Below are 25,928 nucleotides of genomic sequence, written 5' to 3' on the forward strand. Positions count from 1 at the left end.
CCACCTCCCTACATGAATTCTTCAGGATCAGAGTATTCATAGCCACCCAGAGGAAGCTTTTTATCCAGATCGACCCCGGCTTCATAGTCCCCGAACAGGTTATCGATATCCTGAGCCAGCTTCTTATTGACCAGCATGATCGGAACATTGGAAGGACAAACTCTTTCACATTCCCCGCAGTCAATACACCTTCCCGCTACATGCATCGCCCTGGTCAGAGCAAAAAACAGATTCTCGGAAACACTATTGGTTTTGCCCAGCCAGCCCTTTTCACTGTGATCAAAAATACAATCCCGGCAGTTGCAGGCCGGACAGACATTGCGGCAGGCATAACAGCGTACACATTTGGCGTAATTCGCGGTAAATTTTTGATATTTTTCATCCGCTGTCAGGCCTTCCACCGCTTGAACATCAGAATAATCCTTACCTTCAGGGAGTTTTTTATTCTGTTTTTCCCCGATCATCCGGTCATAAATAACCGGATCAGGGAAACGGCAGCTCCGGCATTTCACGGCCTCGGGAATATCTGCTCCTTGTTCGGAACCTTGAGCCAGCTTATCATCCTTCATTCCTGGACAGGATAGGCCTAATAAGACCACTTTGTCTCTGCTTATCTGTTTGTCCTGAATTAAACGGTTGACTCCGCGGGCATCACAACCCTTAACAAAGATGGCAATCTTGCCGTCTGTATCTTTAAAATCCAATAAATATTTGGATAAATTGCTGGCACAATACTCATTCCAGACTAAACGGTCGGTATCTTCCGGCTTATCAATGAAGACAGGCGTTGTGGCATACCAGAAATTGCCCTGTTCCCAACCGATCACCGTGTTCACTTCGCCCTTTTCCAAAAGCTCCCGGGCTATTTTTCTGACCTCCATTGTTAATTGTTCCATTGGTCATCCCTCAACTTCCTGTTTGGACCCAAAGCCTTGATTTGTTCTGTCAGCTCAGTGATTACCTGTTGGAATTTTGGGGCTTCGGCTGCGGAAATCCAACGGTTTTGGAATCTTTCCGGTTCCATACCGACATATTCCATCAGACGTCTCATCAAGAGGAATCTCCTTCTGGTAAAATAATTTCCGGAATGATAATGACAGTCTCCGGGGTGGCAGCCCGCAACCAGGACTCCGTCAACTCCTTTTTGAAAAGCCTTGATGACAAACTGGGGATTAACCCTGCCTGAACAAGGGACTCTGAGGATTCTGATATTCGGAGGATACTGCAATCTGGCCAGACCGGTCAAATCCGCCCCGGCATAGGTACACCAGTTACAGGCAAATACCAGTATTTTAGGTTCCCAATTTTCGCCTTCTTGATTTACAGACACAACGCATTCACCTCCGCCAGAATTTGTTCATCGGTAAAGTGCTTCAGATTGAGCGCCGCCGAACGACAGGCAACCGTACAGGCTCCGCACCCCTGGCATAGACTGCTGTTCACAGCAGCTACTTTGCGTTCAACCATTTTTCCGTGGCAGCGTTCTGAAATTATTTTCATCTCAATTGCTTTATAGGGGCATACAGGCGCACAAAGTTCACAACCGGAGCAGATTCTTTCCTCGACTTCGGAAACAATCGGCTCGGTCGGCATTTCGCTCTTGGACAGCAATCCGCATACTTTAGCCGCAGCGGCACTTCCCTGGGCTACCGATTCCGGGATATCTTTCGGCCCCTGACAGGCTCCCGCCAGATAAACACCTTGGGTGTGGGTTTCTACCGGCGCCAGCTTGGGATGAGCTTCCGTATAAAAATCATCCTTATCATAACCAATACCGATTTTTTGCGCTAATTTGGACGCATCAGGCTGGGCAATCATTGCCGTGGCCAGAACCACCATATCGGCTTCAATCTCGACCGGCCTGGAGATCAGGGTGTCCTCCCCGCGAACAATCAGTTTATCGCCCTGCTGATAGATTTTGGAAACGCGGCCCCGGATATAATTGGCCCGGTATTGCTCCCTGGTCCTGTTGTAGAATTCTTCATAGCCTTTTCCACCGGCCCGCACATCCATGTAAAACACATAGACATTGGCGTCCTTGATTTTTTCACTGACCAGGGTGGCATGCTTGGCTGAGTACATGCAGCAGGCCTTGGAGCAATAGCTTTTGCCTTTTGCCTCATCGCGGGACCCCACACATTTGATGAAGACAACATTCTTAGGCTCCTGATGGTCGGACGGTCTTTTGATTTTGCCCAGGGTTGGCCCTGAAGCATTGATCAATCGTTCAAACTGCATGCCGGAAATCACGTCAGGATATTTGCCATAACCATACTCACCGTAGGCAGACTGGTCAAACAGTTCAAATCCTGTCGCCACAACGATTGCGCCGTAACGACGGGTTTCCAGTTCTTCCTGCTGGGTATAATCAATCGCCCCGGCTGCACAAACTTTGGCGCAAAGTCCGCACTTGCCTGATTTAAAGTAGGTGCAGTTCGCCCGGTCAATAACCGGTTTATTAGGGATGGCTTGCGGAAATGGGGTATAGATCGCTCTTCTTTTGGCCATGCCCAGCTCAAATTCACTGTCAACTTTGCTTGGACATTTTTCCATACACAGACCGCAGCCTGTACAGACATCCATTTTTACGGAACGGGCTTTTTTCTTTATTGTTACATCAAAATTTCCCACAAAACCTTCCACTTTTTCAATTTCGGAAAAAGTGATCAGGTTAATATTGGGATGAGCGGCCGCTTCCACCATTTTAGGGGTCAGAATACAGGCTGAGCAGTCCAAAGTGGGGAAAGTTTTATCAATCTGGGCCATTTTGCCGCCAATTGAAGGCTCCTTTTCCACAATGTCAACAATATGACCGGCATTAGCAATGTCCAAAGCCGCTTGAATACCGGCAATTCCCCCGCCGATCACCAAAGCCCGGTCGGTAACCGGAATGGTGGATCTTTGCAGAGGCTTGTTTCTAATCGCCTTGGCCACAGCCATTTTGATCAGATCAATTGCTTTTTCGGTCGCTTTTTCTTTTTCATTGGCATGCACCCAGGAACAGTGTTCCCTGATATTGGCCATCTCGACAAAATAGGGGTTCAGGCCGGCATTTTCCACACACCGGCGAAAGGTTGCCTCGTGCATTCTCGGTGAACAGGAAGCGACCACAATCCGATCCAGTTTGTACTCTTGAATGGCTTTTTTGATCAGCTCTTGACCCGGCTCGGAACACATATATTTATTATCTGCCGAATAAACGACACCCGGAAATGCTTTAGCCGCTTCAGCTGCTTGGGCACAGTCCACGACTGCCCCAATATTCGTTCCGCAGTGACAGACAAAAACTCCAACGCGCTTCATGCCTTTTCCTCCTTGCTTCCGGCAGTTTTGATTTTTTGGACCAGAGGCATGGCATCAACAAAGTGCTTATCTAGGCCCAGCTTCTGCGGCTGAATTCCCATAGCCAGACCCATCAGTTCGGTAAAATAGAATACCGGCAAGCTATACTGTTTGTGAAAAGCTTTTGCCACCTGATCCTGGCGCATGTCCAGATTGTTCATACACATTGGACAGGCTGTGACCAGACAGTCAGCCCCTGCTTGTTTTGCTGCGCTAAAAATCTTCTCCAGCATCGGCAATCCGACATCTGATTTGGTCGTTAGATGGGAAGCCCCGCAGCATTCTGTTTTGAAGGCCCATTCTACAGTTTCCGCTCCGAGGTCCTGCATCAGCCTGTCCATAGTCCGGGGATCTTCGGGATCATCAAAACCCATCTTGGTTGGACGGACGAGCAGGCAACCATAGTAACAGGCTATTTTTAAACCCTTCAGTTGTTTGCGCACTTTTTCCTTAATCGCCTCTGCGCTAACTTCATTAGCGATGATATCCACCAGAGCCCTGGCCTTGCTTTTTCCCTGATAGGGTCTTTCAATGATTTCTTCTACTTCCTGCCTTGTTTTTGCCGATCCTGCAACTGCTACCTCTACCGCTTTACTGCGGGCGTAACATGCCGCACAGGGAATCGCCACATCCAACCCCGCTTCTTCCGCAATCGCCATATTTCTGGCCGGAAGCGCCAAGGCCAGCCGGTGATCTGTTAAATGGCCGCTGGATGCTCCACAGCAGTTCCAACCGGGGATTTCCCATAATTCAATACCCAGAAGTCTGGCAACTTCTTTGGTAGACAGGTCAAATTCAATACCTGTCGAGCTTAAGGAACAACCGGGAAAATAGGCATATTTCATCCTTTGCCACCCCGTTTCCGTACATTGTCAAATATTTTTTTCACTTCGTCCTGACCATTGCTCTTATGAGGAAGAATAGCCAGCTTGCCTCTGGTCACCATCGGCAGGCCATATTGCGCATCCTTTAAGGGCTGCCCACTTTGGAGATTGAAGCCCAAAATCAGGCCCAGTTCATGAACCCTGCCATTTGCTTCCACAGACTTCAGGAAGATGTCATGGAATAAGTCCATATTCTTTTCGGCAATATAACCTTTTTTCTTGGCCATGATTCTGACGCTTTCCATCACCGCGGCGATATCCACCTCTCTCGGACATCTGACCGAACAGGTCTGGCAGCTTGCACACAGCCAAATCGTATGGGACTTGAGCGCTTCCTCCGCCATGCTCAGCTGAAGCAATCTCATGATCTCCCTGGGGGTCTTATCCATGGCAAAAGCAACCGGACATCCGGCGGTACATTTGCCGCACTGGTAACATTTGTTAAACTCCACACCGCTTTCCCGGGCGATTTCTTCCAGGACGAGTCGGTTTTTTTCTACCAGAGAAGTAAGATTAACACTACTCATTTTGATCCTTCCACCTTCTCTTCAATCATTCTTTATCATAAGGCCTTTAATGAACTCCTGCTAAAGTTTATAATGCTTTGATGGGCAAATCAAGCATAGTTTTTCGGTTAACAAAATTGAATAAGTATTGTTTAAACTTTTTCAAGGATCGTTCTAAACCTGTTAAAAATTTAACAAAATCAGAACTTTTTCTGCCTATTGTTTCATCATTCTGTCAAATCGGCTTTAAGTCAAATCCATTCTCCATAAAAAAAGAAGCGAGCTGAAAGGCACGCTTCTCTCTATGTTATTTTAACCCAGAAAATCGATATCCAGATAAAATATCTCAATCTCAACCGATGATCTCTATTGCTTCAAATTGGATTTAGTTGGGGTTTAACTTTGCCTCCGCTGTTCTCAGATTATAGCCCAGAACCATCAAACTGTCTATCATTTGGATATTTTCCACTACGATATCATCACTGGCAAGCAATTCGATCGGGGAAAAATTCCATAAGGCTTTAATCCCATTGTCCGTAACCAGCTTGGCTACTTCCAAAACACGGATTTCCGGTACGGTTAAAGCCGCAATATCAACATGATTGTCCTGCACATATTCCTGCAGTTTATCTAAATGGATAATTTCGATATCATTGATCCTTTCCCCGATAATTTCAGGCTTGACATCGAAAATAGCCGCTATTTTGTAACCGTTCTTTTCAAAGCCTGAATATTTGGCCAGAGCATGGCCCAGGTTTCCGGCTCCAATAATAATCACTGAAAATAAATCGTCCAGGCCAAAAATATCCCGGATCTCCTGGCGAAGCAAATCGACATCATATCCGTATCCCTGCAGGCCGCTGGCACCAAAACTGAAGAAGTCGTGTCTGACCTGAGAAGCGGTGACCCCCATCCTGTTGCCCAGATCCCTGGAGGAAATTCTGCTGATTCCCATTTGCTGCAGTGTGGTAAGATACCTGTAATACCTCGGCATTCTCTTGATGACCGCACTGGGCAGTTTCTTATGCTCCTTCATCTTTATCCTCCCGAATCTTTCGGCATTTGTTCCTTGTCAGAAAGGCAACACCTATGGCATTATCGGAGCTCCAGGAAAGCTCGGCCCAGAATAATTCAGCTTTGTCTTTCAGTCTCTGCGGTATTTCTGTCCGAAGATACTGGTTACAGCAAACCCCTCCCACCATGAGAATCTTCCTGATTCCTGTTTCGGTTACGGCTTTATCGATGATTCTGGTGACCGTTCTTGCGATACACCCCTCAACAGCTCTTGCCACATCAGCAAAGGGGACATCTTTTCCGATCATTCTTTGAGCGGCACTCTCCACTCCCGAAAAACTGACCTTATAGCCGCTGACTGAAGCCGGAAGCAACGAAGCTGCCTGTTTGGACGCCTGAGCCGCCAGTTTTTCCAGTTCCTTTCCTGCGGGAAAGCCCAGACCAAGGCTCACCCCTACCCGGTCCACAAACTGCCCGGCATGAAGATCTGTCGTTCCCCCCAGGATTTCGATCTCCATTTGCCAAGCATTGAAACGGTTTACTTTAAGGAGTTCTGTCGTTCCTCCGGATAAATGAACGGCCAGGAATTCTTTTTCATCCATTCCGGCTGACTCGATGCCCGCACTGAGATGTCCTTCCTGATGGGTGGTTAGCACCAATTCTTTCTGTAAGCAACCTGCCGCTATTTTGGCTGTTGAGACGCCGGCTGTAAAAACAGGCATATAAGACCCTTGTACCGGACGGGGGGCGGCACTTACGCCGATGCCCGCTATCCCGGCCCAGAAGTCCGCAGGTACCATGCTCATCAGGTCCGGCAGATTCTGAATATGTTGAAAAAAAGCCTCGGACTGAGCCAAGCCTCTTTCACCGTGGATCACCTTGAGAACTTTTCTTTCTTCCCAAAGCAAATTTTTGTTCTTGTCAACAATCGCTGCGGAGGTCGTATAAGCACTTGTATCTATTCCCAGGAACATCATTTTACGGTGTTTACCCTTTCTTTTTCCCCTGCTTGATCCATTCTTTTTCTTCTTGGGTCATTAGGTTATCCAATATTCCGTTGATAAACTTAGCCGAATCATCTCCGCCGAATTTTTTGGCCAGCTCAATCGCTTCGTTTAAGCTTACTCTCTGCGGTGTATTCCGCAAATACAGCATCTCATAAGAGGCCAGTCTCATCAGGTTGCGGTCCACAACGCTCATCCGGTCCAAGGCCCATTCGTGAGCGTTTTGCCCAATCATATGATCGATTTCTTCTTTTTTGCTTAAGGTGCCTTCGATCAGCTGCTTTGTAAAAGGCTGATGTTTCTCAGGCAGGTTAAACTCCCCGGCCCAATACTCTATGTTTTTATCCATTTCACTGATCTCACCGGTCATATCTATTTGGTACAGAACCTTTAAGGCAGTCTCCCGCGCTAGTCGTCTGCTCATTGAATACCTCCGAAACAGGGTAAATTATAGTTTTTGTTATTTGTTATTTATATTTCCTCATTTTTAAGTTTCTAATCTTCTTCAGTAAGGACATCGTCCAATCCGGCAGCCCTTTTCCATCGTCCCAGAACTTGCCGATAGAAAATCCGATTGCCGCCAAGACGATCAGACATATTGTTTGCCAAAAGCCCAGGATAATAATGAACAAGGCCATAAGAATACCAAGCAAGGCTCCGATGAATTTACCCGGATGGTGGTCCAAAGCCCAATTGGTGGCGGCTTCCAGTCTTTCTCCGATTTTTTTTAGTAATTCCTTCATCCTTGATTACCGACCAGATCGTTTGTTACGACCGAATCAGTACATTCACCTCTTTGATCTCTATTCCAACCCATTCCTGGATGTTCCATTTGAGTCTCTTGGGGACGATCTCTGTGATCTCCTGTGCCGGAGCATTATCCTCCAATTGACAAAAAACAGTAATTTCGACAACGTCTTCTACCTGCTTCATTTCCCATTTCAGGCCTTTAAGGCCGGAGATATCCGCAGTACTTTTGTTCATTATATCAGCCAGCGCTTTTTTTGTAATCCTATATTCACCAATATCTTTTTCAACGATAATCAGGATTTCATTGTCAAATAGACAACTCAAGAGCTCCTTGAACATCTGTGCTCCTCTTTCAAAAACCCTCCTGTGGTCAGGAGGGTATGAAGTATCAGGCCATCTTATCTTCTTTCGTTTCATTCTGCTGAGTTTTAAAAACAATTCCCTGTATGTTCACATTGATCTCCAACACACTAAGACCGGTCATTCCTTCAATCGCTTCCTTGACGACCTCCTGGACCTTTTTGGCAACTTCAGGGATGGATACGCCGTATTCAACCGCAATAAACAAGTCAACTGTTGCTTCCTTTTCACCGGCTTCAACTTTAATCCCTTTAGACATGTTTTTACCGCGTCCCAGCATATTGGCAATATCACCAACAAATCCGGCATTCAATTCCGCTACGCCGGGCACCTCCGATGCCGCCATGCCGGCAATAACCTCAACGACCTCATCCGCAATCCGTACTGATCCTTGAGAACTCTCAATATTTGGATTTTCCATAATCTATTTACACCTCATTTCAAACTGATTCAAATTGCTTATCATTGTCTATTATAACAAAATACACCTTCACAGCAAGTATTTCCATGATTAATAGGGATACTATTGCCATTATCCTCCTGAATATTTGACCAAAACCTCAATGATTGCTTCCTGAGCAACGATATCCTTCACGACATTCTTGACGGTATTTATTTCTTCAGTTGTCAGGGAGGGACTGAAGAGGACAACCTTAACTGCCTGCTGGTTGACCTCCGCAACGAGATCTTCAAATCCTTTTAACTTTAATATATTCTCGATCTCTCCTTCCTGCGCCATTTTTTTGCTGAGCTCCAGCCATCTTGTCTGGGCTTCCTCCCTGTTCTTTGCGACATCGGATTGTAAAAGCACCTTGAGCATTTCTTTGCTCTCTTCACGATACTCTTCTCTTTTCAGGCGGTAGTTGACAAAATAATTTCTGCCGTTTTCAGCAGGTTCCCCTAATTCACTTTTAAATATAATTTCTCTGGAGTTTTGTTCTGTCCCTACCTCTGAATAAGAACTTTTGGCATGGAACAGAAATACGGCAGCAAGGATCACAATCAGATAACACGTCACTCCGCCGAAAAAATATGGCCTGTATCTTTTATTGGACATATTGTTCTACCTCCATTGGCGAAACATTAATTTTTTCAGCTTGGATACTTAAAAGAGTTTTTACTGCTGTAAAAATTTCCTCCCTGATTTGCGGATTACTTGCTCCCTGGGCAATAATTAAAACTCCGGCAATTTGGGGACTCTCTTCCATAACAATGACAGGCACCGCATTTGAGGGGACAACGAGCTTATCATTTTCCGTGGTTTCCGTTGTCTCCTGAACACTTCCCTGTTTATCCGTTACTTTGGAATCTCTTTTGGTGACGCTTTCATCTTTGGCATATTCTTTTTTGAGACCTGAACTGAGCGTGACCAGTACTTTGACTTGTCCAACCCCCCTCATCTGTTCCAGAGTAGAGGATATTTTTTCCGCTAAATTTTTTTCCAGGGTTTCAATTTGAGAATTTTCCTGGGAGCTGCCGGTGCTTTGAGCCTCGGTTTTAGGGGCCAAGACCTGTTCGTCCGTTTGTCTGCCAGTAAATATGAATATTGCTGAAACAACGATCAAAAGGATGACCCCATAAACAATTTTTTCCATATTTTCTTCTTTAAAAAACTTCATCTCAATTTGCTCCTCTCTTATATCCAAGATCAAAGAACGCCTTTTTTGCTTCTACATTATCTCGATAATATTTTCAGGAACCTGTAAAAACAGGGCTACTTTTTCTTTAAAATCACTGCCGGTTGCCCTTAAATCATCGACATTCACATTAGACGGATTTTCCAGAGCGATGATGATTTTTTCTACTTTTGGATAGGATGTCCTGTCATAATCCTTTTCCAGTTCAATTTCCACTTTATTGATGAAAACCTCATTTTCTTCGGCCAATGTTTTGACCTGTCCGACAAGAATTTTTTTGTATTGTTCATTTACGGCTGATTCTCCCACGTTCTTGTCTTCTCCTCCGGCAGCGAGAACAGGGAGATCAGAAGCGGACTGATCGGCAAAAGCCGGTATTTGATTGGGCAGCTTGACCTTAATCAAATCGGTCATGGGCGTCAATACCGCTGAGATGACAAACAGGCCCATGATTAACTGCACAAACCCTCTCATTGATTTATTGGGTAAGAGCAGTTCCAGAACAGAAGCCAGTAAAAGAATAAATGTCAGATTTTTTATGAGTAGTTTTAATCCTTCCATATTCCACCTCGCCGGACATCCTGTGAACTGGCGTTTCTTTCAGATGCTGTCTGGTAAGTTTCACCTCAACATGACAGTCAGGTCACCAACTCCGATGATGATCGATAACGTAATAAAAAACATGACGCTTACTGCCGCTACGGTAATACATATTTGCAGCAAACCTTTAGCAATATCCTGGAGACTCTCGGCCAGCTCCTGTTCGCCGAGCGGCTCAACCAGGGCAGCAGAAAGCTTAAATGTGATAATCATGGCAATGATCTGAATGATCGGTGAAAGAGTATAGAGAATAATTGCCAGAAGCGCGATGATCCCCACCGCGCTTTTCAGGATCAGGCCGGAGCTGGCGACCAGTTCTACGGCATCTTTAAAATATTTGCCCACTACCGGAACCAGGTCTGCGGAATATTTCGCCGTCCTTAAGGTTACACTGTCCGCCACTCCTCCTGTCGCGCCTTGGATTGTCATTACCCCCAGAAATACTGTCATAATAAAGCCGATCGCTGTTTTTCCGCCGAATTCCAAAAGTCCTGCCAGTTTGCTCAATTTAAACTGGCCGGAAATATGGTTGAACACTCGAAGCACGGCACTCACTAAAAACAGCGGCAAAACAATGCTTTTCACTATTGTCGCCAAAAAAACCAGACTGCCCATGACCAGAGGCTTAAACAAGGCGCCGCTGGTGATATTTCCCATTGCCAGGAGGATGGTATACATCACCGGCAGCACTGCTTGCATAAACGAAACCATTCGGTCGATGGCGCTGATCCCAATGCTGATCGCGGATTGAAAAGAGACTAAAGCCATCCCCGCTAAAACAAAATAAGTAAGCAGTTTGGAGAGCTTGCTGACCTCACCGGTAAAGGTTGTCTGAAGCTGGTTAATCACTGCGCAAAGGATGGCCAAAACCAAAAGTTTGCTTACCAAAGGGATATTTTTTAAAAATTCCTTGATTGCCGCTGAAAAGATTTGCTGCAGAATATCCTGAACGCTAAGCTCAATGCTGCCACTTTTCAGTCCTTCAAAGATATTGCTCAATGATAAGCTCGGCAGCGTTTGCTGAGTATCCCTGTCAACTTGGTCAAGAAAGCCTTTGAATTGCGATAGGTCAATTTCTTCGGCCAAATCAACGGTTTCCGTAGTTTCGGCCAGCACAGGAATTGCCCAGAAAGCTAAAATGAACATGATTACAATTCCCAGCCAATACTCTTTTTTCATCGAGTGTCTCCTTATACCAAAAGCTGCGAAATTGATTCGATAATAGCCATAATAATCGGAATTGCCATGATGACAACCGTGACTTTAGCTGCGATTTCGACCTTGGTGGCAATCGAAGCTTCCCCTGCATCCCGGCAGATCTGTCCGGCGAATTCAGCCAGATAAGCAATTCCCACGATTTTAAACACAATGAACAAGTAATAGGAACTGACATTGGCCTGCTCAGCCAATTTTTCCATTAGAGCGGCCACAAGCTCAATTTTGTTCATGATAAATAAAAAGATCAGTATTCCGGCCAGGATGCTCATTTGAATAGCGATTTCCGGTCTGAATTGCTTAATCACCGTTCCTAAAATTGCAACAATAAGGGCTAACCCCACAAGCTGTGTAAAATCCACCCTCAGTCCCCCTAATACAGTTTGAATACGCTTTTTACGAGCACCATCAAATCGGATAAGCTCTGGAGGACAATATAGAGAACAACAATTACCCCCGCAATAGTGACTAATTGAGCCTGTTCTTTTTTGTTGTACTGTTCCAGGATGAGCACGAGTATTCCCACAATCAGGCCAACCCCCGCAGCTTTAAAAACTAAATCAAAGTTCATGAGCCAACATCCTTTCTAAATGATGAGAATGACTAATGCGGCTCCTGAAAGAAAACCGAGATACGACCACATTTTTGCTTTCTTTTCCGCATCTTCACCCGCACTCTCTTTGATCGCTTCCAAGTGTTTTTGCGCCAATGCCAGCTGTTTGTGCTGTTCAGCCTTATCTGAGCGTCCCAACCCTTTGCTGATATCCATAATCACTTTCCAATCATCTTCACTCAGGCAAAACCTGCTGCGCAGCTTTTTCGTGGTATCCAGCCAGGCAGTTCTCATATTTTCACCTTTAAGCAATTGTTTTTCCAACTCTGCGAAAAATTGGTTCCAGGGCTCTTCGCTCCGCTCTTTTAAGATGCCGAAGGCCTCCGGAAGGGGGGTAATTCCCCAGACAATTTCCGTATCCAAAAGTGCCATGGCATTGATCACCTCTCTCAGCTCTTTAGGCCTTCTTTTGATTCTTGAAGCCTGAAGAAGCCCGAGACAGCCCAGACCGGCGATTAAACCCAGATAACCGATCACCAGCATTTCTGATCACCTCCGGCTGAATAGATTGCTCTGTTGTCTAGCGGATCAAATACCTTTTCCAAGGTCCCTGGCCCCTTTCTCCGGCTTAATAGAACGATCCTGCGAAAAACCTTTTGCTCCAAAAGTCCATTGATTTGCTTTCTTTCCCGGATCTCTTCAATTGATCCGGCATGGGCTGTGGCTATTATTTTTACACCGCATCTTACAGCATCCTCAAGCGACCGGACATCTTCAGGCGCGCCAAGCTCGTCAACTGCCACCACTGAGGGGGACATGGAACGAATCAGCATGGCAATCCCTAAAGCCTTGGGCGTCCGGTCCAGAATATCTGTCCGGATCCCGAGATCGAAAGCCGGTATTCCCTGCCAGATTCCCGCTATTTCACCCCGTTCATCAACGACTCCTACCGGTTGTCCGGCCAGCTGAATTGCCGGCAGACCATTGCTCAGGGTTTTGATCAGCATGCGTAGGACAGTTGTTTTCCCTGCTCTTGGCGGGGATATGATCAGGGTATTGCAGATGTCTTTTTCTTGATCGAGCAAATATTGAAGAAGCTTTGTTTCCCCCTCAAGCTCGTGTGCTATCCTGATATTTAAAGCCGAAATATGCTTAAGACTGCGAACAGACCCTTTTTCCAGCAGTACCTCGCCTGCCAGGCCTACTCTATGCCCCCCGGGCAGAGTCAGAAAACCCTGCCGCAGCTCCTCCTCAACGGCATACAGAGAACTGAAGGTCATCTTTTCCAAGGTTGTGTCGATATCCTCTTTGGTGATCCTTATGCTTTCCTGCTCGTGACAATCCTCACCCGCCGGGGAAATAAAATACTCTGTTTTTCCTGTCCGCAGGATCAGGGGCTGATTGATCCTGATTCTGATTTCCTCCACCAAGTCCTTTTCCTTCTGGTGATTCTTTAGCGCTTTTTCTATAGCGGCTTGCAGTCTGCCGGCAAACCAAGCGCCCGTAAAGACATCAGATCCCGGATTGTTCCTGGCAGTTTTGATCAAAGGAGTGATACTGAGTTTCATCCTGAACCCTCCTCTGATTAGAAGGTATGTCCAAATCGTGTTTTTTAGAATGAGGAAGACAAAAAAAGCCGCCAACATTTGGCGACTGCAATAAAAATCACCTGGCGGCCCGGGGCTTGACAGGTGATTTTAGCTTGTTTTACTTGAATGGAGATAAGTGGTCCATTTGAGTTTTAGGCCTTAAGCTCTGGAAACATAACTTCCTGTCCGGGTATCAATAACAAGGACATCCTCCTGATTCACAAAGAAAGGAACTTGAACTGTGGCTCCGGTTTCAACAACAGCAGCTTTGGTACCGCCCGTAGCCGTATCCCCCTTAACACCGGGTTCAGTTTCAATGACCCTGAGTTCAACCGTGTTCGGAAGATCAACGCCAATGACCTGATCATTATGGAAAAGAACACCTAAATTCATATTTTCCTTCAGCCATTTGACCTCATCCCCGATCTGAGCGGCAGTCAAGCTGGTTTGTTCAAATGTTTCATTATCCATCACAATAAACTGCTCTTCTTCTTTATAAAGATACTGCACTTCTCTTCTGTCCAGACGGGCCCTGGCGACTTTTTCTCCCGCATTAAATTTTCTTTCCACAACAGAACCGGTTTTGACATTTTTGATCTTGGTTCTGACAAAGGCAGCTCCTTTACCCGGTTTAACATGCTGGAATTCTACAAGCTGATATACATCCCCGTCTACTTCAATTGTTACACCGGTTTTAAAATCATTCGAAGAAATCATTGTCGGTTCCTCCTGTATTGTAAATATAAAAAATATTAAATATACTCAATCACTAATAATGAACTGCTTTGGGGATTGTGTCAAGACTTTGACTCCATTTTTCGTGACCTGAACCATATCCTCAATCCGGATTCCGCCCCAGCCCTGAAGATAGATTCCCGGCTCAACCGTAATGACCATTCCCGGTTCTAGTCTTGTCTCTTCTTTACTGCCAAATCCAGGTTTTTCATGAATGTCAAGACCGACAGAATGTCCCAGATCATGGCCGAAAAATTCGCCGTACCCGGCTTCCGCAATGATTTTTCTGGCAACTGCATCAATCTCTTTGCCCTGAATTCCCGGCTTTATCGCCCGGATTGCGGCTTGCTGCGCCTCAAGAACGATTTGATAAAGGTCCCTGAATTTCTGATCGGGTTCCCCGCAAAAAAATGTTCTGGTCAAATCGGAACAATAGCCCTGATATTTTGCGCCAATATCCAGGAGGACAATCTCTCCCTTGGCTATTTTCTTCTCGGAAGCTCTGCCATGCGGCATGGCGGACCTTGGACCGGAAGCAACAATAAAGTCAAAGGAAGTACCGGAAGCACCGGCTTTACGCATCTCAAACTCCAGATGAACCGCTATTTCCTGTTCTGACACCCCTTCTTTAATCCGAGGTATTGTCTTAAACAGTGCTTGATCGGCAATTTTGACAGCCTCAGTGATGAGGGAGATTTCCTTTTCATCTTTTGTTTGCCTGAGCTCCGCCAGTGAATCTGAGCAGGGAATGAAGCTTTCCTTACTTTTCAATTCAAGCAATTTTTGAAAATAGCTTACTGTCACAAATTGTTCTTCAAAACCGATTTTGTCAGCTCCGGCAAAGTAACCGGCTAAAATATCCAGGCTGTTTTTCCGGACAGGAATCACTTCAAATCCTGCAGCCTCTTCAGAAGCCTGTTCCAAATAGCGAAAATCCGTGAATAAATATGCCGCATCCTGAGTGATATAAAGGGTAGCGGTTGTCCCTGTAAACCCGCTCAGGTAAAATATGTTCACCGGTGAATGAACAATTTGTCCGTCGATCTGGCCTTCAGCCATGATTTTTCGAAGTTCATTTATCCTCTTCATTTTTAATCCCTTCATGATCGCGAAATCTTTGAAATTCTAAGGCATAGGCTAAAGCAAGCAGATAACTGTCCGAGCCTAATCCGCTGATCTGTCCCATACAGGAACCTGCGATCACGGAATGGGCGCGAAAAGTTTCTCTGGCATAAATATTGGAAAGATGTACTTCAAGAGCAGGGACACCTACTCCTTTAATGGCATCAAAAAGCGCGTAACTGGAATGGGTCCACGCCCCCGGATTGATGATTAAAAAATCATCCGGGTTTAACGCTGTTATCCAGTCAACCATTACTCCCTCATGATTGGTTTGACGGCACTCCACTTTCTGGGAATTTTGTTCTGCCATAAACCTGATTTTCTGATTGATTTCTTCTAAAGTCATTTTGCCGTAAATCTCAGGCTCTCTTGTCCCCAGCAAATGAATATTTACACCGTGAAAAACATAAATACTGCCCATTGATTTCCTCCTGTCGGGAATTAATATTCTGACTCTCCTCTATTATTCTATATCATAACTGAATTTACAATCCCCAAGAGATTTCTGGCTTATTGTCTGTTTTCGCTTGAACAGGGCAAGCTTCCTTTCCATATATTAAAAGGGTGGAATATCCTCTCTTTTAAATCTAATAAAGGAAATGAGTGCGATGAATGTAAACAGCCAGTTTTCATTTTTCCCCCCTCAGCCGGATAATCCGAGCGACCGGGATAGGCATCGCTTATTGTATGATGCCCTAAGCCAAAAAGGATGGCCGGAAGATGATCAGCAAATTTTACGGATCATGGCCCCCCCGCAGGAGATCACAAATTATGCTGAGCCCGGAAAATTCAAAGGTCTCCGGGTTGGCGTGATCGGCGGAGGCCTGGCCGGTCTGGCTGCTGCTTTTGAGCTGAGAAAGCTGGGCTTTGACATCACAATCTATGATGCTTTAGCAGATCGCGTCGGCGGCCGGGTTTATACATATTATTTTGATCAGGAAAAAACCTTATATCACGAGTTTGGTCCGATGAGAATCCCGGTTGCACATGAAACTGTGTGGCATTATCTGAATCTTTTCCAGCTGCCGACAAGACCTTTCATTCAGTACAATCCCAATGGTTATGTCTATTTGAGAAAAATACGGGTAAGAAATGACCGGGATGGTTCCCAGGTAAGAAAATACATCTATCCCCGGTACGATCTTCATGCCTGGGAAAGAGAGATGAGCTGGCAGGATCTTTTATACCTCGGCACGGACAGCCATCTGCTCACTGCTTCCCCCGAAGAACGGGCCGAAATATTGCAGGTGAAGCCTTCCTATCTGAGCAAAACACTGCGCTGGAATGCCCGGACCAATCTAAAGATGATGGAATCGGCGGCACTAAGCCAAGAGGCCATAAGCCTTTCTGCAAATTTTGTGCCCTTGCTGTACGGTAACTTATATCATAGTTTTATTGATTTTATCCAAGAAGATTATCCTGCGGATTTGTCTTATTTGTATGAAATTCCCGGGGGGTTTGTTCAGCTCCCCAATGCGTTCTATTCTTCTTTCCTGAGTCCCAATCCTTATGAGCAAACCCAGGGTATTGCCCCGGAATGTTTAGGCAGGGTCATTTATCAGGCAGGGCATTGGGTCAATGGGATCAGTTTTCATGCCTGTGAACATAAAGTTCAGCTTGCGTATCAGGCTCTTGGCTCAGGAGAACAAGGGGAAGAAAAGTTTGATTTCGTGGTTTGTGCCATTCCGTTTTCCACTTTAAGAAACATCAGGATTGATCCTCTCTTCAGTCCGGTCAAAATGCGGGCAATCCGGGAAGTCAACTATACTCCCGCCCAAAAGTCCCTTTTGCTTTGCCAAGAAAGATTCTGGGAGAAAGAAGGCATTGTCGGCGGATCATCTTTCACCGACCTTCCGATCGCTTCCATCTGGTATCCCTCAGACCACGCGCAATATCTTAATCATCCCCGTGAAGCTTTAAGTCAATTAAAAAGTTTGCCCTGGCAGGAGCCTGGGGTGATCATCGGTTCCTTTAATTTCAACCTGGACACGACCCGTTTAACAAATCAGCCTGAAGAAAAGCGGTTTGAAGAAATAAAGAGAGAAATCGAAACGGTGCACGGTCTGCCCCCAGGGTATCTCAATCCTATTGTCACAGGCTATAAAACAGTGAATTGGAATGAAGAGCCGACAATCAGAGGGGCCATCTCCTTCTTCTCAACTGAACAAAAAAGAATTTTTTCCTATGGGATGAAATTACCGGAATATAACGGAAGAATTTTCTTTGCCGGAGAGCATATCTCGGCCGTTCACCGTTGGATGCAGGGGGCATTGCAAAGCGGCATGCAGGCAGCCAATGATTTGGTGCTGTCAGCCAGAAGAGGCTAACGGCAACCGCGTTTAATCTCCTCAGCTCCTATTTTGAGTTTCACTCCGTCTATCCTGGTGATAGGGCGAATTGACAATACTTATATTGCTGATCATAATCCTTGTTTCTATGGTGCCTTTGACCGGACATTCTATTTTATGAACTTCGGTTTGAGGAATGATGACATGGGACTCATGAGGAACTCTGGTTTCCCCCAGTCTCAAAACTCGGATTCTCAAACCTTCAACCTCAATCATGACATCATCACAGCGGGATGGGGAAACACCATTCATTCTATTGTCTTCAGGCACCATGATCTTGGTCCCTACCGTTAAATTACAGGGATTTACGCCCGGATTCAAGTTGACATACTCCTGCCAGCTCCCTCCGTTTTTTTGGGACAAATGATAGAAATTATCTCCGGGTTGAATAACATATTCCACAAGGATCACTCCTTTACATTCCAGATTATGGATGATTATTTCTCTGGTGTCTGTCTTTCATTCACCCGATAAAATATTTCTAAGGATACCTGACTATCCTGTTCACCTAAATCAACTTCTTGAACAACAGCAGGTATCCTTCTTGCGCCGATTGTTTCAAGGGCCTTCATAATCTCCGTCCATGACCCCTGGACGTTCAGACTGGCCTTCGAATACGTCATGCCATCCCCAGTATTTTCAGCGGCAGAAACAAGAGACATGTCTTTAACAAGGACACCCTGAGCTCTCAATATTTCTTTAATTGCCGATACAATACTGGTTATTTCATCATCGGCGCTTTTGTTCTCACCAGCCGGATTGCCTGACTGCGCTTGTTTCAGCAATTTTTCTTTCTCCTGTAACAGCCCTTCTTTTTGCTTGGCCAATGGCTGCAGAATAAACTGAGCCGAACAGATCAGGATTGCCGGAACCAGACACGCCATCAGCAAAAAACAGGTTCGTTTCCCCGGTCTTCGAATCATTTTAGGTTTGGCGATTTTCATCATCCCGGCTGTCCCCCGCTTCTTGAACACTTAGGCAAAACGCTATTCCTTTTCCCTGTTCGTATTGATACTGAACAAGGGTTGGCCTACCCCAGCCCTTCTCGTTAAGGGTATGATTCAATGTGATCAGATCGACATCCGAAGCACTTTTTCCCCAAATCAATAAGGTCCGGTTTTTCAAATTCAGGCGCTGAATTTGAATTCCTTCCGCCTCTATCCCCACCGTCTTCCCTAATAAAACAATTTCCTCCTTTGTCAGATCAGCCGGATCTGAACCGGCAGCAAAAGCATCGTTTTCGTTCTTATCCTCTGCTGTCTGCCGCAGTTCCCCAATCTCTTTTTCTAAACCCTTAAGCTCCTGCTGCTTAGCCAAACCATACATAGATGTGGAAAAAAACGCAAGGATAACAATCAGCAAACCACTTGCATAGGACAACCTTCTGTTTTTTTCCTTTTGCCGGTGCAGTCCGCTCATCTGAGCAGGACTGCTTTCTAAGGCTCCTCTTATACTGAATAGCGAAAAATCTGATTTTCCCATGGCAGTGAGGGGAATTTCCCTGCCGTCAAACAACTCTTGTCCAAACTGCTCTGCTTCCGGGCTGCCGTCCGTAATCATCCTAAGCCCGGAGAGATCATCCCCCTTTAATTGATGATGAAGATATCTTTTGATCATTTCAATGTTTTTTCCGGCAGCATATTTGGCCAGACAAGGCCTGCCGTTTCGATACAGAACCAGATGCCAAAAAGCGCCGTCGGATTTTTCAAGATCAAGGATGTATCTCTCAGGAAATTGCTTGCATAAAGCTCCGCCTCTTGCCGTAACGGCGAGTTCAGCAGCAATTACCTTGATTCCCGCTGCGCTCAGGCAGTTTTCATATTTCTGCATAAGCGTTTTCTTAATTGCCCGCAAGTATACCAATAGGGATTGTTTATCCTCCGGATTTTCAATGTCATAATTGTAGGCCAATTCCTCCAGGGAGACCGGCATTTCCCGGGCAGCCTGATAAATTATCCCCGACTCCCGGTCTTTGGTATTGATCCAAGGGAGAATAAAATCACGCAGAATACAGTCCCCCGCAGGCAAAAGAAGGATTGCCTCCGGAATCCCCTTGCGGAAATATTCTGTACGCCATTTTTTCAAAAGCTCTGCCAGCTTATCTTCGTCCTGCAATTGACCTCGGGAAATCACTCCTTTATCCAGAGAAATATGCAGGACTTTTAGGGCACAGCTTTTATCATCGCTCAGCCCGTTGAAAATTCTAATCTCTGAATCAGTTAACTCTATGATCAGTTTTCTCTTTTGGAAAAACATGGTTAGCCCTCTGAATTCAAAACACAATTGAGAAAATCCGCAACCCCTGAAAAAGCCTAAAAAACTCCATTATCTTTAAACGTAAAAACCTAATAGGATAATTTATCTAAGTAACTCTTCTGAAGAAACATGAGGAAAGCCCCAACAGCCAGAAAAGGTCCGAAGGGAATTGGCTCGTTAAGTCCCTTGCGGCCTGTCACGATCAAGAGCAATGCAATCAATGTTCCGAGCAGGCTTCCGACTAATACCGCAAAGATAATATCGGGAAAACCAAGGAAAAAGCCCAGAGCACCGGCCAGCTTCACATCGCCCAAGCCAATTCCTCCGTTATAGATCAGATGGAGGATCAAGAAACAGCCGGCTGTCCCCACTGCCCCCAATCCCGCTGAGAAGAACCCCGGCTTGGAAAAGACTCCGATTTTGATTGCTCCCAGGAGAAACAACCCTGTAACCAGACTATTGGGAAGCCTCATTGTTTCCATGTCAATAAAAGAAAGCGCGATCAACAGTGAAGCGAAAGCCAGCCCGGTCAAAAGCTCCGGAATGGCAGCCCAGTCCGAATACATCGCAATCAGGATAAAGATTATCCCGGTCAGAATTTCTACGGCCGGATACCTGAGGCTGATCTTTATTCCGCATTTCCGGCATCTGCCCTTTTGGATAAGATAACTGAGTACAGGAACCAATTCCCAGGGCTTAAGGCAGTGCCCACAGTTAGGACAATGTGAACGGGTTACAACGAAAGATTCTCTGCGCGGCACCCGGTAGATGACTGTATTCAAAAAACTGCCGATCAGTAATCCCAAAATAAAAACAAAGACATTTCCGGCAAACATCAGGCTAAATCCTCGGGCAATCATTCCGCCGATGACCATAAAACACTCTCCAGACTCTTATTGTATACTTGTACCTCAGCCATAGTTCCATCCCTGCTCAGATAAATCATTACAATATTTTGCGGTGACGGCAACTCCGCTCCCTTTTCAGTTTGAGCGACCCCAAAGCCTTTTTTGGATTCATCCGCCGACTGTTGGGTAATCTGATCATTCAATTTTTTTATATATTGGGGAATGAACTTGGAACAGGTGATTTCTCCATTTTTAGCGGTCATTTCGTCAAACTTGGGATATTCACCGTTTTCAACCTGATACCTGTCCAAAGCCGCTTTCAGTTCATGACCCGTGGTGATATCAGCCTTTTGCCTGGCTGTCTCCGCACTGGCTGTAAGCCTGGGGACAGCAATCGCCGCCAGCATGGCAATGATCACGATAACCAGCATAATTTCAATTAAAGTAAAACCATCTTCCTTTCCTGTACCGTCTTCTTTGTGAAGGACAATTCCAAACATCTATCTACTCCCCCTGAATAAAAATTATTGTATCTGGCTGCTCAGATCAAAAACCGGCAGCAGTACCCCCAAAGCGACAAAACCGACCAAAAAAGATATGCCCAAAATCATCATTGGTTCAATCAGCTTAACCATTCTTTCCATTTTTGTTCCAAGCTCCTGTTTAAAGATGACAGATATATTAAGCAATGTTTCCGCGAATCTTCCGGATTGCTCGCCTACTGCCAATATTTCTGCCGTTTCGCCGGGGAAATAGTTATTGGCCAGAAAGGCGGAATCTAAGGGCTGACCTTGAAGTAATCTGACCTGAAGATCATCAATAAACCCAAGTAATTTGGGGCCGGTCACCGTCTTTCTCAGCTGCTCCAGAGACTCATTAACGGAGATTCCGGCTTCCAGAAGCCTCCCTAAAATTCCGCAAAAATGAATCAACTGATGATATTTTATGATTTCTCTGATAAGCGGCAGCCGCTCTAACCATGCCTGCTTGTATTTCCAGCCCGCCAAAGCCGTAATAATCGGGATGCTTATCACCAAGTGAGGGACCATCTTTCCCAGAGTAAACACTGTTTTGGTCAGCAGCGGCATTTCTATCTCCAATGCGGCAAAGACCGATTCATACATCGGCAGGACAAGCGTACTTAACATCAGGAGAACAGCCATGGAGACAAGGAAGAGCAGGACAGGATAAAACAAGGCGGTTTTAACTTTCTCCCGATAAAAATATTCTTCTTCAAACTGTCCGGCCATCCGGCCAAAAGCTTCAGCCAAAGTACCGCTTTTTTCACCTGCCTGAATCAAAGCCTGCGCGAAAGAGCCGAAAGCGGGAATATTTTCCTGGACTGCTTGGGAAAGAGTATGTCCAGACTGAACATCCAGACTGACATTTTGCCACTGGATTTTTCTCAAATCGTTTTTTTCTTGCTTGACGATAAAATCCAGGACCTTCAGCAAAGACACTTCTGCCTGAAGCAGATTGGCAAATTTACGGGCAATAAGACTCAACTGATATTTGTTATAAGAGACTTTCCTCAAAGCGGCTATGGGGAAGAATGCTTTGTTGATGGAGACCGGATAAAGCCCCTGCCCCTGCAATTGATGTCGGATGCTCTCCTCACTTTGTCCAAACAATTTGCCCTCTTTTATTTGATTGTCGGCATTCACCGCTTTCCACTTCCAATATGACAATCCAGATATCCTTTCTTCCTTATCATGAAACTCGAAAAACTTCTTCCAGTGAGGTCAAACCAAGCTTTGCTTTAGTCATCCCATCTTCCAGCAAGGTTTTCATCCCTTTCTGCTTTGCTGCCTCCTCTATGAGAAGAGAACTTCTCTTTTCCAAGACCAGTTCTTTAATTTGAGAATCGTATGATAAAAATTCATAGATTCCCGTCCTTCCTTCGTAGCCTGTCCCATTGCAGCGTTCACAGCCGACAGCGCGATAAAATATTTCCTTTCCCCGGCTTTGCTCATCCGAATACGCGGACAAAACCAAATCCTGATCAGGCTTCCTGCAATGCACACAAAGTTTGCGTACCAGTCTTTGGGCCAAAATCCCGCTGACAGCTGAGGCCAGCATATATGGCTCAACATTCATATCCAATAACCTGGCTAAGGTTTCTGCAGCACTGTTGGTATGAATTGTGGAGATCACCAGGTGCCCGGTCAACGCTGCTGCTGTCGCTATCTTGGCTGTCTCATGGTCCCTGATTTCCCCGACCATGATGATATCAGGATCCTGACGGAGAATTGATCTTAAGCCCTGAGCAAAACCCAGTCCGGCTTTCACCTGAACCTGTGCTTGATTGACCCCCTTCAGCCTGTACTCAATGGGATCTTCAATAGAAACAATATTATAAATATCCGAAGGCAATTCCTTGCATAACGCATACAAGGTTGTCGTCTTGCCGCTTCCTGTCGGACCGGAGACCAGGACCAGTCCGTGGGGCTTTTTGAGGAGTTTTTGAATCTCCGTCTTAATCTTTTCCTGCATACCAAGATCGGCCAGTGAACGCTCGGCAAACTCTGAATCCAATATTCTGGTTACGATCTTTTCCCCAAAAACAGTGGGGAAAGTTGAAACCCTGACATCTATGGTTTTGCCTGTGCCGGAAATCACCATCCTGCCGTCCTGAGGCAATCTTCTTTCCGAAACATCAATTCCCGCCATCAGTTTAAGTCTCGCCGCGATGCTCTTGGCCAAGCCTGGGGGCAGTTCGGATTTTTTGGCCAGAAACCCGTCAAGACGGAACCGCACCTGAAAACAGCTCTCCCTCGGTTCCCAGTGGATATCGCTTGCTCCTTCTAAAATTGCTTGTTTGAATAAGGAATCAATCAAGCGGACGGTAGGGCTTTCTTCCGGTTTGTATTCACCGCCTTCTACCTGCCAGACTGCTCTTTTTTCTTTCTCTTCCTCCATATTTTCCGCTTTGCCGACAGTCAGATTTTGTCTGATGGCAATTTGAATTTGTTCACCATCCGCCCAATAAGGTTCTATTTCCAATCCCGTCAAAACACTGATGTCTTCCATGGCCTTCATATCTGCCGGATCAGCCATGGCCAGCTCCAGTACCTTCCCTCTTCTTCGGACCGGAATTAATTGATGCTTTAAGGCAAGGGATTCGGGTATTAATTGGGCGGCTGTTCTTTCAATCTGCCTGTCCTGCAGAGGTAAAAACTGGATCCTGGATTCCCCCGCCATTGGTTTCATTGGTTATGCAGCTCCTCATATCGAGTGATCTCTATATTGCCTTCCCGTTTTTGCAGGGTGACTTGTATTTTCCGACGAGCCAGTCCACTTTCCACTTCCGAAATCACGAGATAATCTTCTTCGTTCTTTTTTACGCTTAACTTTACTTCATCATCAGGATAAGACATTGTTCCGCCGCTCCATTCGGGATTTGTGCTCAACGAAGCTTTTGCCCATTCCAAGCCGCCTTCCGCCAGGTAAATACATTTCATCCTGTCCTCTTCTTCCTTGATATATTGGCCCCTGGACTGAACCAAGAAAAGGCCTTCAACTCCCATATAAGCAAGCAAAGTAATGATCAAAATAATCAGGACAGAAATAAAGCCGGCTTCTTTTTCTAGTCCTGGCCGGTCACTCTTTGCCTGACCATAAACGCTAACTCTTCTGTCTGAGGGTGATTGAGGCTCAGTCTGACTTCCCATAACTCCAAGCCCACCTCTTTACAGGCAATTCTGCCCAGCCCTGTTGCAACAGGGTTGGACACGCCCAAATGCTCTTTATACAAATCTGTTCGGCCATCATGATCTTTATCGTCTATGTAGAACTTGTCCGGAATAACCTGATCTATTGGTATTGACGGATTTTGATCTGCCTGATAAATCTTTAAAACACCACGTTCAGACCACTCGATTTTTTCCGCGGTTCGAATGGATTCTTTGATCACCTGTGCCCCGCGAAAAAGGGCATATTTCTTTTCAAGCCCATTTTTTAATTCAAAAAACGCCTTGTACTTCCCAATATAAATCCCCAGGGCCAGGCTGGCCAGTATTGAAATGATCAGCAGTGAGGTAATCACCTCAATTAATGTCAAGCCTTTATCACTTTGAAAAATTTTCACGGTTTTCACGGTTTTTTCCTTGTTTTTTTTCTTACCTGTTTGTGGCATCAAGGATACTGGAAACCAGAAGATAGTCTCGCATTTCGTCCCTTTCTTTCCACCTGATAACCATTTTGATGTTCAAAAGGTTTTTGCGGCTGTCCTTTTCAAGTGAAATTTTTCTTTCAAAACGCTGTTCAATTCGTTCCGAAAGCTCCCCTTCCAGGTATTTAGGGATTAATTCAGGATTTTCCTTAAAGTCGGCGATCAGTTCCTCCATAGAATCAGAACCGATTTGTATGGCTTTCAAATAATTCTCATTCTCCGCTTCTCTGCGGACGACATCATTGTTGAGCTCAATACAAAGATATATTCCAACCGTCAGGACAATCAAACCAACTAAAATTTCCAAGTATATATATCCTTTCTCATCAATATTTTTCTCTGTTTTCATCGTTTTCCGTCTGATCCTTCTTATTGGGACAAATTTGTACGTCATGTGATAAAAAAATAAATATGCATATATTATATGCATATTTATTACATTTTTGGGGATAAATATTAATATTTTCTTTAATGTTACATATTTTTCTTTTTTTCAAGCATATTTGCTACTTCGTTTACAATATCCGAAGGATTCTTTCCTGTTGTCTCTATCGAAATGGCCGCCTGGTTATAAACAGGCATTCTGCTGTCCAGTAAAGCCCTGACCTGCTCAGGATCTTGCTGAAGCAGGGGCCGTTCCTCGTTCTGTCCGGCCCTGGCTATAATGACATCTGGATCGGCCCAAAGATGCACCATGATCCCGACTTCTTCAAGCAGCTTCCAATGATCAGAAGGAAGGACCAAGCCGCCTCCGGTGGAAATCACCGTACTTTTCATTTTGGTTATCTGCCTGACCAGCCGGGTTTCTTCTTTGCGAAAGCTTTCTTCTCCGTATCTTTTAAAGATTTCGGGAATACTCAGACCCGTAGTCCTTTCAATTTCCTGATCGGTATCCAGAAATGCCCAGCCAAGCCGATGAGCAAGGAGTTTCCCTACCGTAGTCTTCCCGGTAGCCATGAAACCCACCAGAATAATATTTTTAACCATGATCTTC

Annotated in this window: 34 protein-coding genes; 1 reads left to right on the forward strand and 33 read right to left on the reverse strand. The window is 45.4% G+C overall.

The window, feature by feature from the left end; translation table 11 throughout:
- Nucleotides 1–8: 8 nt before the first annotated feature.
- The 22 genes from SGLY_RS09445 to SGLY_RS09550 all read right to left on the reverse strand — a co-directional run bounded on the left by SGLY_RS09445 (nucleotide 9) and on the right by SGLY_RS09550 (nucleotide 15,732).
- The gene (locus tag SGLY_RS09445; RefSeq protein WP_013625062.1) at nucleotides 9–896 is read right to left on the reverse strand and encodes a 4Fe-4S binding protein; all 888 of its coding nucleotides are present in this window, start codon (nucleotides 894–896) and stop codon (nucleotides 9–11) included.
- Nucleotides 884–1,330: a hydrogenase iron-sulfur subunit gene (locus tag SGLY_RS09450; protein ID WP_013625063.1), complete on the reverse strand. Its 447-nt coding sequence runs from the start codon at nucleotides 1,328–1,330 to the stop codon at nucleotides 884–886. The genes SGLY_RS09445 and SGLY_RS09450 overlap by 13 nt, the downstream gene beginning before the upstream one ends.
- Complete coding sequence (locus tag SGLY_RS09455; RefSeq protein WP_013625064.1) at nucleotides 1,321–3,303, reverse strand: CoB--CoM heterodisulfide reductase iron-sulfur subunit A family protein; 1,983 nt, start codon at nucleotides 3,301–3,303, stop codon at nucleotides 1,321–1,323. The genes SGLY_RS09450 and SGLY_RS09455 overlap by 10 nt, the downstream gene beginning before the upstream one ends.
- Nucleotides 3,300–4,187, reverse strand: coding sequence for a CoB--CoM heterodisulfide reductase iron-sulfur subunit B family protein (locus tag SGLY_RS09460; protein ID WP_013625065.1), 888 nt, complete (start codon nucleotides 4,185–4,187; stop codon nucleotides 3,300–3,302). Before SGLY_RS09460 ends, SGLY_RS09455 begins: the two co-directional genes overlap by 4 nt.
- Nucleotides 4,184–4,753, reverse strand: a complete 570-nt coding sequence (locus SGLY_RS09465) for a 4Fe-4S dicluster domain-containing protein (RefSeq protein WP_013625066.1) — start codon at nucleotides 4,751–4,753, stop codon at nucleotides 4,184–4,186. The genes SGLY_RS09460 and SGLY_RS09465 overlap by 4 nt, the downstream gene beginning before the upstream one ends.
- 364 nt (nucleotides 4,754–5,117) lie before the next feature.
- Entirely contained in the window at nucleotides 5,118–5,768 is a 651-nt protein-coding gene (locus tag SGLY_RS09470; RefSeq protein WP_013625067.1) for a redox-sensing transcriptional repressor Rex, read from the reverse strand.
- Nucleotides 5,755–6,723 carry a Kae1-like domain-containing protein gene (locus tag SGLY_RS09475; protein ID WP_013625068.1) on the reverse strand — a complete coding sequence of 323 codons (969 nt, stop codon included), beginning with the start codon at nucleotides 6,721–6,723 and terminating at the stop codon, nucleotides 5,755–5,757. Before SGLY_RS09475 ends, SGLY_RS09470 begins: the two co-directional genes overlap by 14 nt.
- Before the next feature lie 10 nt (nucleotides 6,724–6,733).
- The gene (gene nusB / locus SGLY_RS09480) at nucleotides 6,734–7,174 is read right to left on the reverse strand and encodes a transcription antitermination factor NusB (protein WP_013625069.1); all 441 of its coding nucleotides are present in this window, start codon (nucleotides 7,172–7,174) and stop codon (nucleotides 6,734–6,736) included.
- A gap of 43 nt (nucleotides 7,175–7,217) precedes the next feature.
- The gene (locus SGLY_RS09485; RefSeq protein ID WP_013625070.1) at nucleotides 7,218–7,493 is read right to left on the reverse strand and encodes a DUF2273 domain-containing protein; all 276 of its coding nucleotides are present in this window, start codon (nucleotides 7,491–7,493) and stop codon (nucleotides 7,218–7,220) included.
- Nucleotides 7,494–7,518: 25 nt separating this feature from the next.
- Nucleotides 7,519–7,839, reverse strand: a complete 321-nt coding sequence (locus SGLY_RS09490; protein WP_013625071.1) for an Asp23/Gls24 family envelope stress response protein — start codon at nucleotides 7,837–7,839, stop codon at nucleotides 7,519–7,521.
- A gap of 49 nt (nucleotides 7,840–7,888) precedes the next feature.
- On the reverse strand, nucleotides 7,889–8,281 hold the full coding sequence (locus SGLY_RS09495; protein WP_013625072.1) for an Asp23/Gls24 family envelope stress response protein: 393 nt from the start codon (nucleotides 8,279–8,281) through the stop codon (nucleotides 7,889–7,891).
- A gap of 111 nt (nucleotides 8,282–8,392) precedes the next feature.
- Entirely contained in the window at nucleotides 8,393–8,917 is a 525-nt protein-coding gene (locus SGLY_RS09500) for a SpoIIIAH-like family protein (protein ID WP_013625074.1), read from the reverse strand.
- Nucleotides 8,907–9,479 (reverse strand): stage III sporulation protein AG, encoded by a 573-nt coding sequence (locus tag SGLY_RS09505; protein ID WP_013625075.1) that lies wholly within the window; start codon nucleotides 9,477–9,479, stop codon nucleotides 8,907–8,909. Before SGLY_RS09505 ends, SGLY_RS09500 begins: the two co-directional genes overlap by 11 nt.
- Nucleotides 9,480–9,530: 51 nt before the next feature.
- Nucleotides 9,531–10,058, reverse strand: coding sequence for a stage III sporulation protein AF (locus SGLY_RS09510; protein ID WP_013625076.1), 528 nt, complete (start codon nucleotides 10,056–10,058; stop codon nucleotides 9,531–9,533).
- 60 nt (nucleotides 10,059–10,118) lie between these two features.
- Nucleotides 10,119–11,276, reverse strand: coding sequence for a stage III sporulation protein AE (spoIIIAE, locus tag SGLY_RS09515; RefSeq protein WP_013625077.1), 1,158 nt, complete (start codon nucleotides 11,274–11,276; stop codon nucleotides 10,119–10,121).
- An 11-nt stretch (nucleotides 11,277–11,287) separates the two neighbouring features.
- The gene (gene spoIIIAD / locus SGLY_RS09520; protein ID WP_013625078.1) at nucleotides 11,288–11,674 is read right to left on the reverse strand and encodes a stage III sporulation protein AD; all 387 of its coding nucleotides are present in this window, start codon (nucleotides 11,672–11,674) and stop codon (nucleotides 11,288–11,290) included.
- Nucleotides 11,675–11,685: 11 nt separating this feature from the next.
- Nucleotides 11,686–11,883, reverse strand: coding sequence for a stage III sporulation protein AC (gene spoIIIAC / locus SGLY_RS09525; RefSeq protein WP_013625079.1), 198 nt, complete (start codon nucleotides 11,881–11,883; stop codon nucleotides 11,686–11,688).
- 15 nt (nucleotides 11,884–11,898) lie between these two features.
- On the reverse strand, nucleotides 11,899–12,408 hold the full coding sequence (locus SGLY_RS09530) for a stage III sporulation protein AB (protein WP_013625080.1): 510 nt from the start codon (nucleotides 12,406–12,408) through the stop codon (nucleotides 11,899–11,901).
- On the reverse strand, nucleotides 12,399–13,433 hold the full coding sequence (gene spoIIIAA, locus SGLY_RS09535; RefSeq protein ID WP_013625081.1) for a stage III sporulation protein AA: 1,035 nt from the start codon (nucleotides 13,431–13,433) through the stop codon (nucleotides 12,399–12,401). The genes SGLY_RS09530 and spoIIIAA overlap by 10 nt, the downstream gene beginning before the upstream one ends.
- 180 nt (nucleotides 13,434–13,613) lie before the next feature.
- Nucleotides 13,614–14,171: an elongation factor P gene (efp, locus tag SGLY_RS09540; protein ID WP_013625082.1), complete on the reverse strand. Its 558-nt coding sequence runs from the start codon at nucleotides 14,169–14,171 to the stop codon at nucleotides 13,614–13,616.
- 45 nt (nucleotides 14,172–14,216) lie between these two features.
- Nucleotides 14,217–15,278, reverse strand: coding sequence for a M24 family metallopeptidase (locus SGLY_RS09545; protein WP_013625083.1), 1,062 nt, complete (start codon nucleotides 15,276–15,278; stop codon nucleotides 14,217–14,219).
- Nucleotides 15,262–15,732: a type II 3-dehydroquinate dehydratase gene (locus SGLY_RS09550; protein WP_013625084.1), complete on the reverse strand. Its 471-nt coding sequence runs from the start codon at nucleotides 15,730–15,732 to the stop codon at nucleotides 15,262–15,264. The genes SGLY_RS09545 and SGLY_RS09550 overlap by 17 nt, the downstream gene beginning before the upstream one ends.
- Before the next feature lie 187 nt (nucleotides 15,733–15,919).
- Between SGLY_RS09550 and SGLY_RS09555 the strand changes: the two genes are divergently transcribed.
- Nucleotides 15,920–17,638: a flavin monoamine oxidase family protein gene (locus SGLY_RS09555; RefSeq protein WP_013625085.1), complete on the forward strand. Its 1,719-nt coding sequence runs from the start codon at nucleotides 15,920–15,922 to the stop codon at nucleotides 17,636–17,638.
- A 21-nt stretch (nucleotides 17,639–17,659) separates the two neighbouring features.
- On the opposite strand, the gene SGLY_RS09560 is transcribed toward SGLY_RS09555, so the two are convergent.
- The 11 genes from SGLY_RS09560 to SGLY_RS09610 form a co-directional block, all read right to left on the reverse strand.
- Complete coding sequence (locus SGLY_RS09560) at nucleotides 17,660–18,061, reverse strand: LysM peptidoglycan-binding domain-containing protein (RefSeq protein WP_013625086.1); 402 nt, start codon at nucleotides 18,059–18,061, stop codon at nucleotides 17,660–17,662.
- Nucleotides 18,062–18,096: 35 nt separating this feature from the next.
- Nucleotides 18,097–18,606, reverse strand: coding sequence for a hypothetical protein (locus tag SGLY_RS09565; RefSeq protein WP_013625087.1), 510 nt, complete (start codon nucleotides 18,604–18,606; stop codon nucleotides 18,097–18,099).
- Entirely contained in the window at nucleotides 18,584–19,915 is a 1,332-nt protein-coding gene (gene pilM / locus SGLY_RS09570) for a pilus assembly protein PilM (RefSeq protein ID WP_013625088.1), read from the reverse strand. The genes SGLY_RS09565 and pilM overlap by 23 nt, the downstream gene beginning before the upstream one ends.
- A gap of 89 nt (nucleotides 19,916–20,004) precedes the next feature.
- The gene (locus SGLY_RS09575) at nucleotides 20,005–20,790 is read right to left on the reverse strand and encodes a prepilin peptidase (protein ID WP_013625089.1); all 786 of its coding nucleotides are present in this window, start codon (nucleotides 20,788–20,790) and stop codon (nucleotides 20,005–20,007) included.
- Complete coding sequence (locus tag SGLY_RS09580; RefSeq protein WP_013625090.1) at nucleotides 20,772–21,263, reverse strand: type II secretion system protein; 492 nt, start codon at nucleotides 21,261–21,263, stop codon at nucleotides 20,772–20,774. The genes SGLY_RS09575 and SGLY_RS09580 overlap by 19 nt, the downstream gene beginning before the upstream one ends.
- A gap of 24 nt (nucleotides 21,264–21,287) precedes the next feature.
- Entirely contained in the window at nucleotides 21,288–22,451 is a 1,164-nt protein-coding gene (locus SGLY_RS09585; RefSeq protein WP_013625091.1) for a type II secretion system F family protein, read from the reverse strand.
- Between the two features lie 22 nt (nucleotides 22,452–22,473).
- Nucleotides 22,474–23,973, reverse strand: a complete 1,500-nt coding sequence (locus tag SGLY_RS09590) for a GspE/PulE family protein (protein ID WP_013625092.1) — start codon at nucleotides 23,971–23,973, stop codon at nucleotides 22,474–22,476.
- Nucleotides 23,970–24,434, reverse strand: coding sequence for a hypothetical protein (locus SGLY_RS09595; RefSeq protein ID WP_169312023.1), 465 nt, complete (start codon nucleotides 24,432–24,434; stop codon nucleotides 23,970–23,972). The genes SGLY_RS09590 and SGLY_RS09595 overlap by 4 nt, the downstream gene beginning before the upstream one ends.
- Nucleotides 24,350–24,859: a prepilin-type N-terminal cleavage/methylation domain-containing protein gene (locus SGLY_RS09600; protein WP_013625094.1), complete on the reverse strand. Its 510-nt coding sequence runs from the start codon at nucleotides 24,857–24,859 to the stop codon at nucleotides 24,350–24,352. The genes SGLY_RS09595 and SGLY_RS09600 overlap by 85 nt, the downstream gene beginning before the upstream one ends.
- Before the next feature lie 22 nt (nucleotides 24,860–24,881).
- A complete protein-coding gene (locus SGLY_RS09605) occupies nucleotides 24,882–25,283 on the reverse strand; it encodes a hypothetical protein (protein WP_013625095.1) in 402 nt (133 codons plus the stop codon).
- Nucleotides 25,284–25,408: 125 nt separating this feature from the next.
- On the reverse strand, nucleotides 25,409–25,921 hold the full coding sequence (locus tag SGLY_RS09610; RefSeq protein WP_013625096.1) for a shikimate kinase: 513 nt from the start codon (nucleotides 25,919–25,921) through the stop codon (nucleotides 25,409–25,411).
- Between the last annotated feature and the right edge of the window lie 7 nt (nucleotides 25,922–25,928).

The sequence above is a fragment of the Syntrophobotulus glycolicus DSM 8271 genome, assembly GCF_000190635.1.
Taxonomy (GTDB): Bacteria; Bacillota; Desulfitobacteriia; order Desulfitobacteriales; family Syntrophobotulaceae; genus Syntrophobotulus; species Syntrophobotulus glycolicus.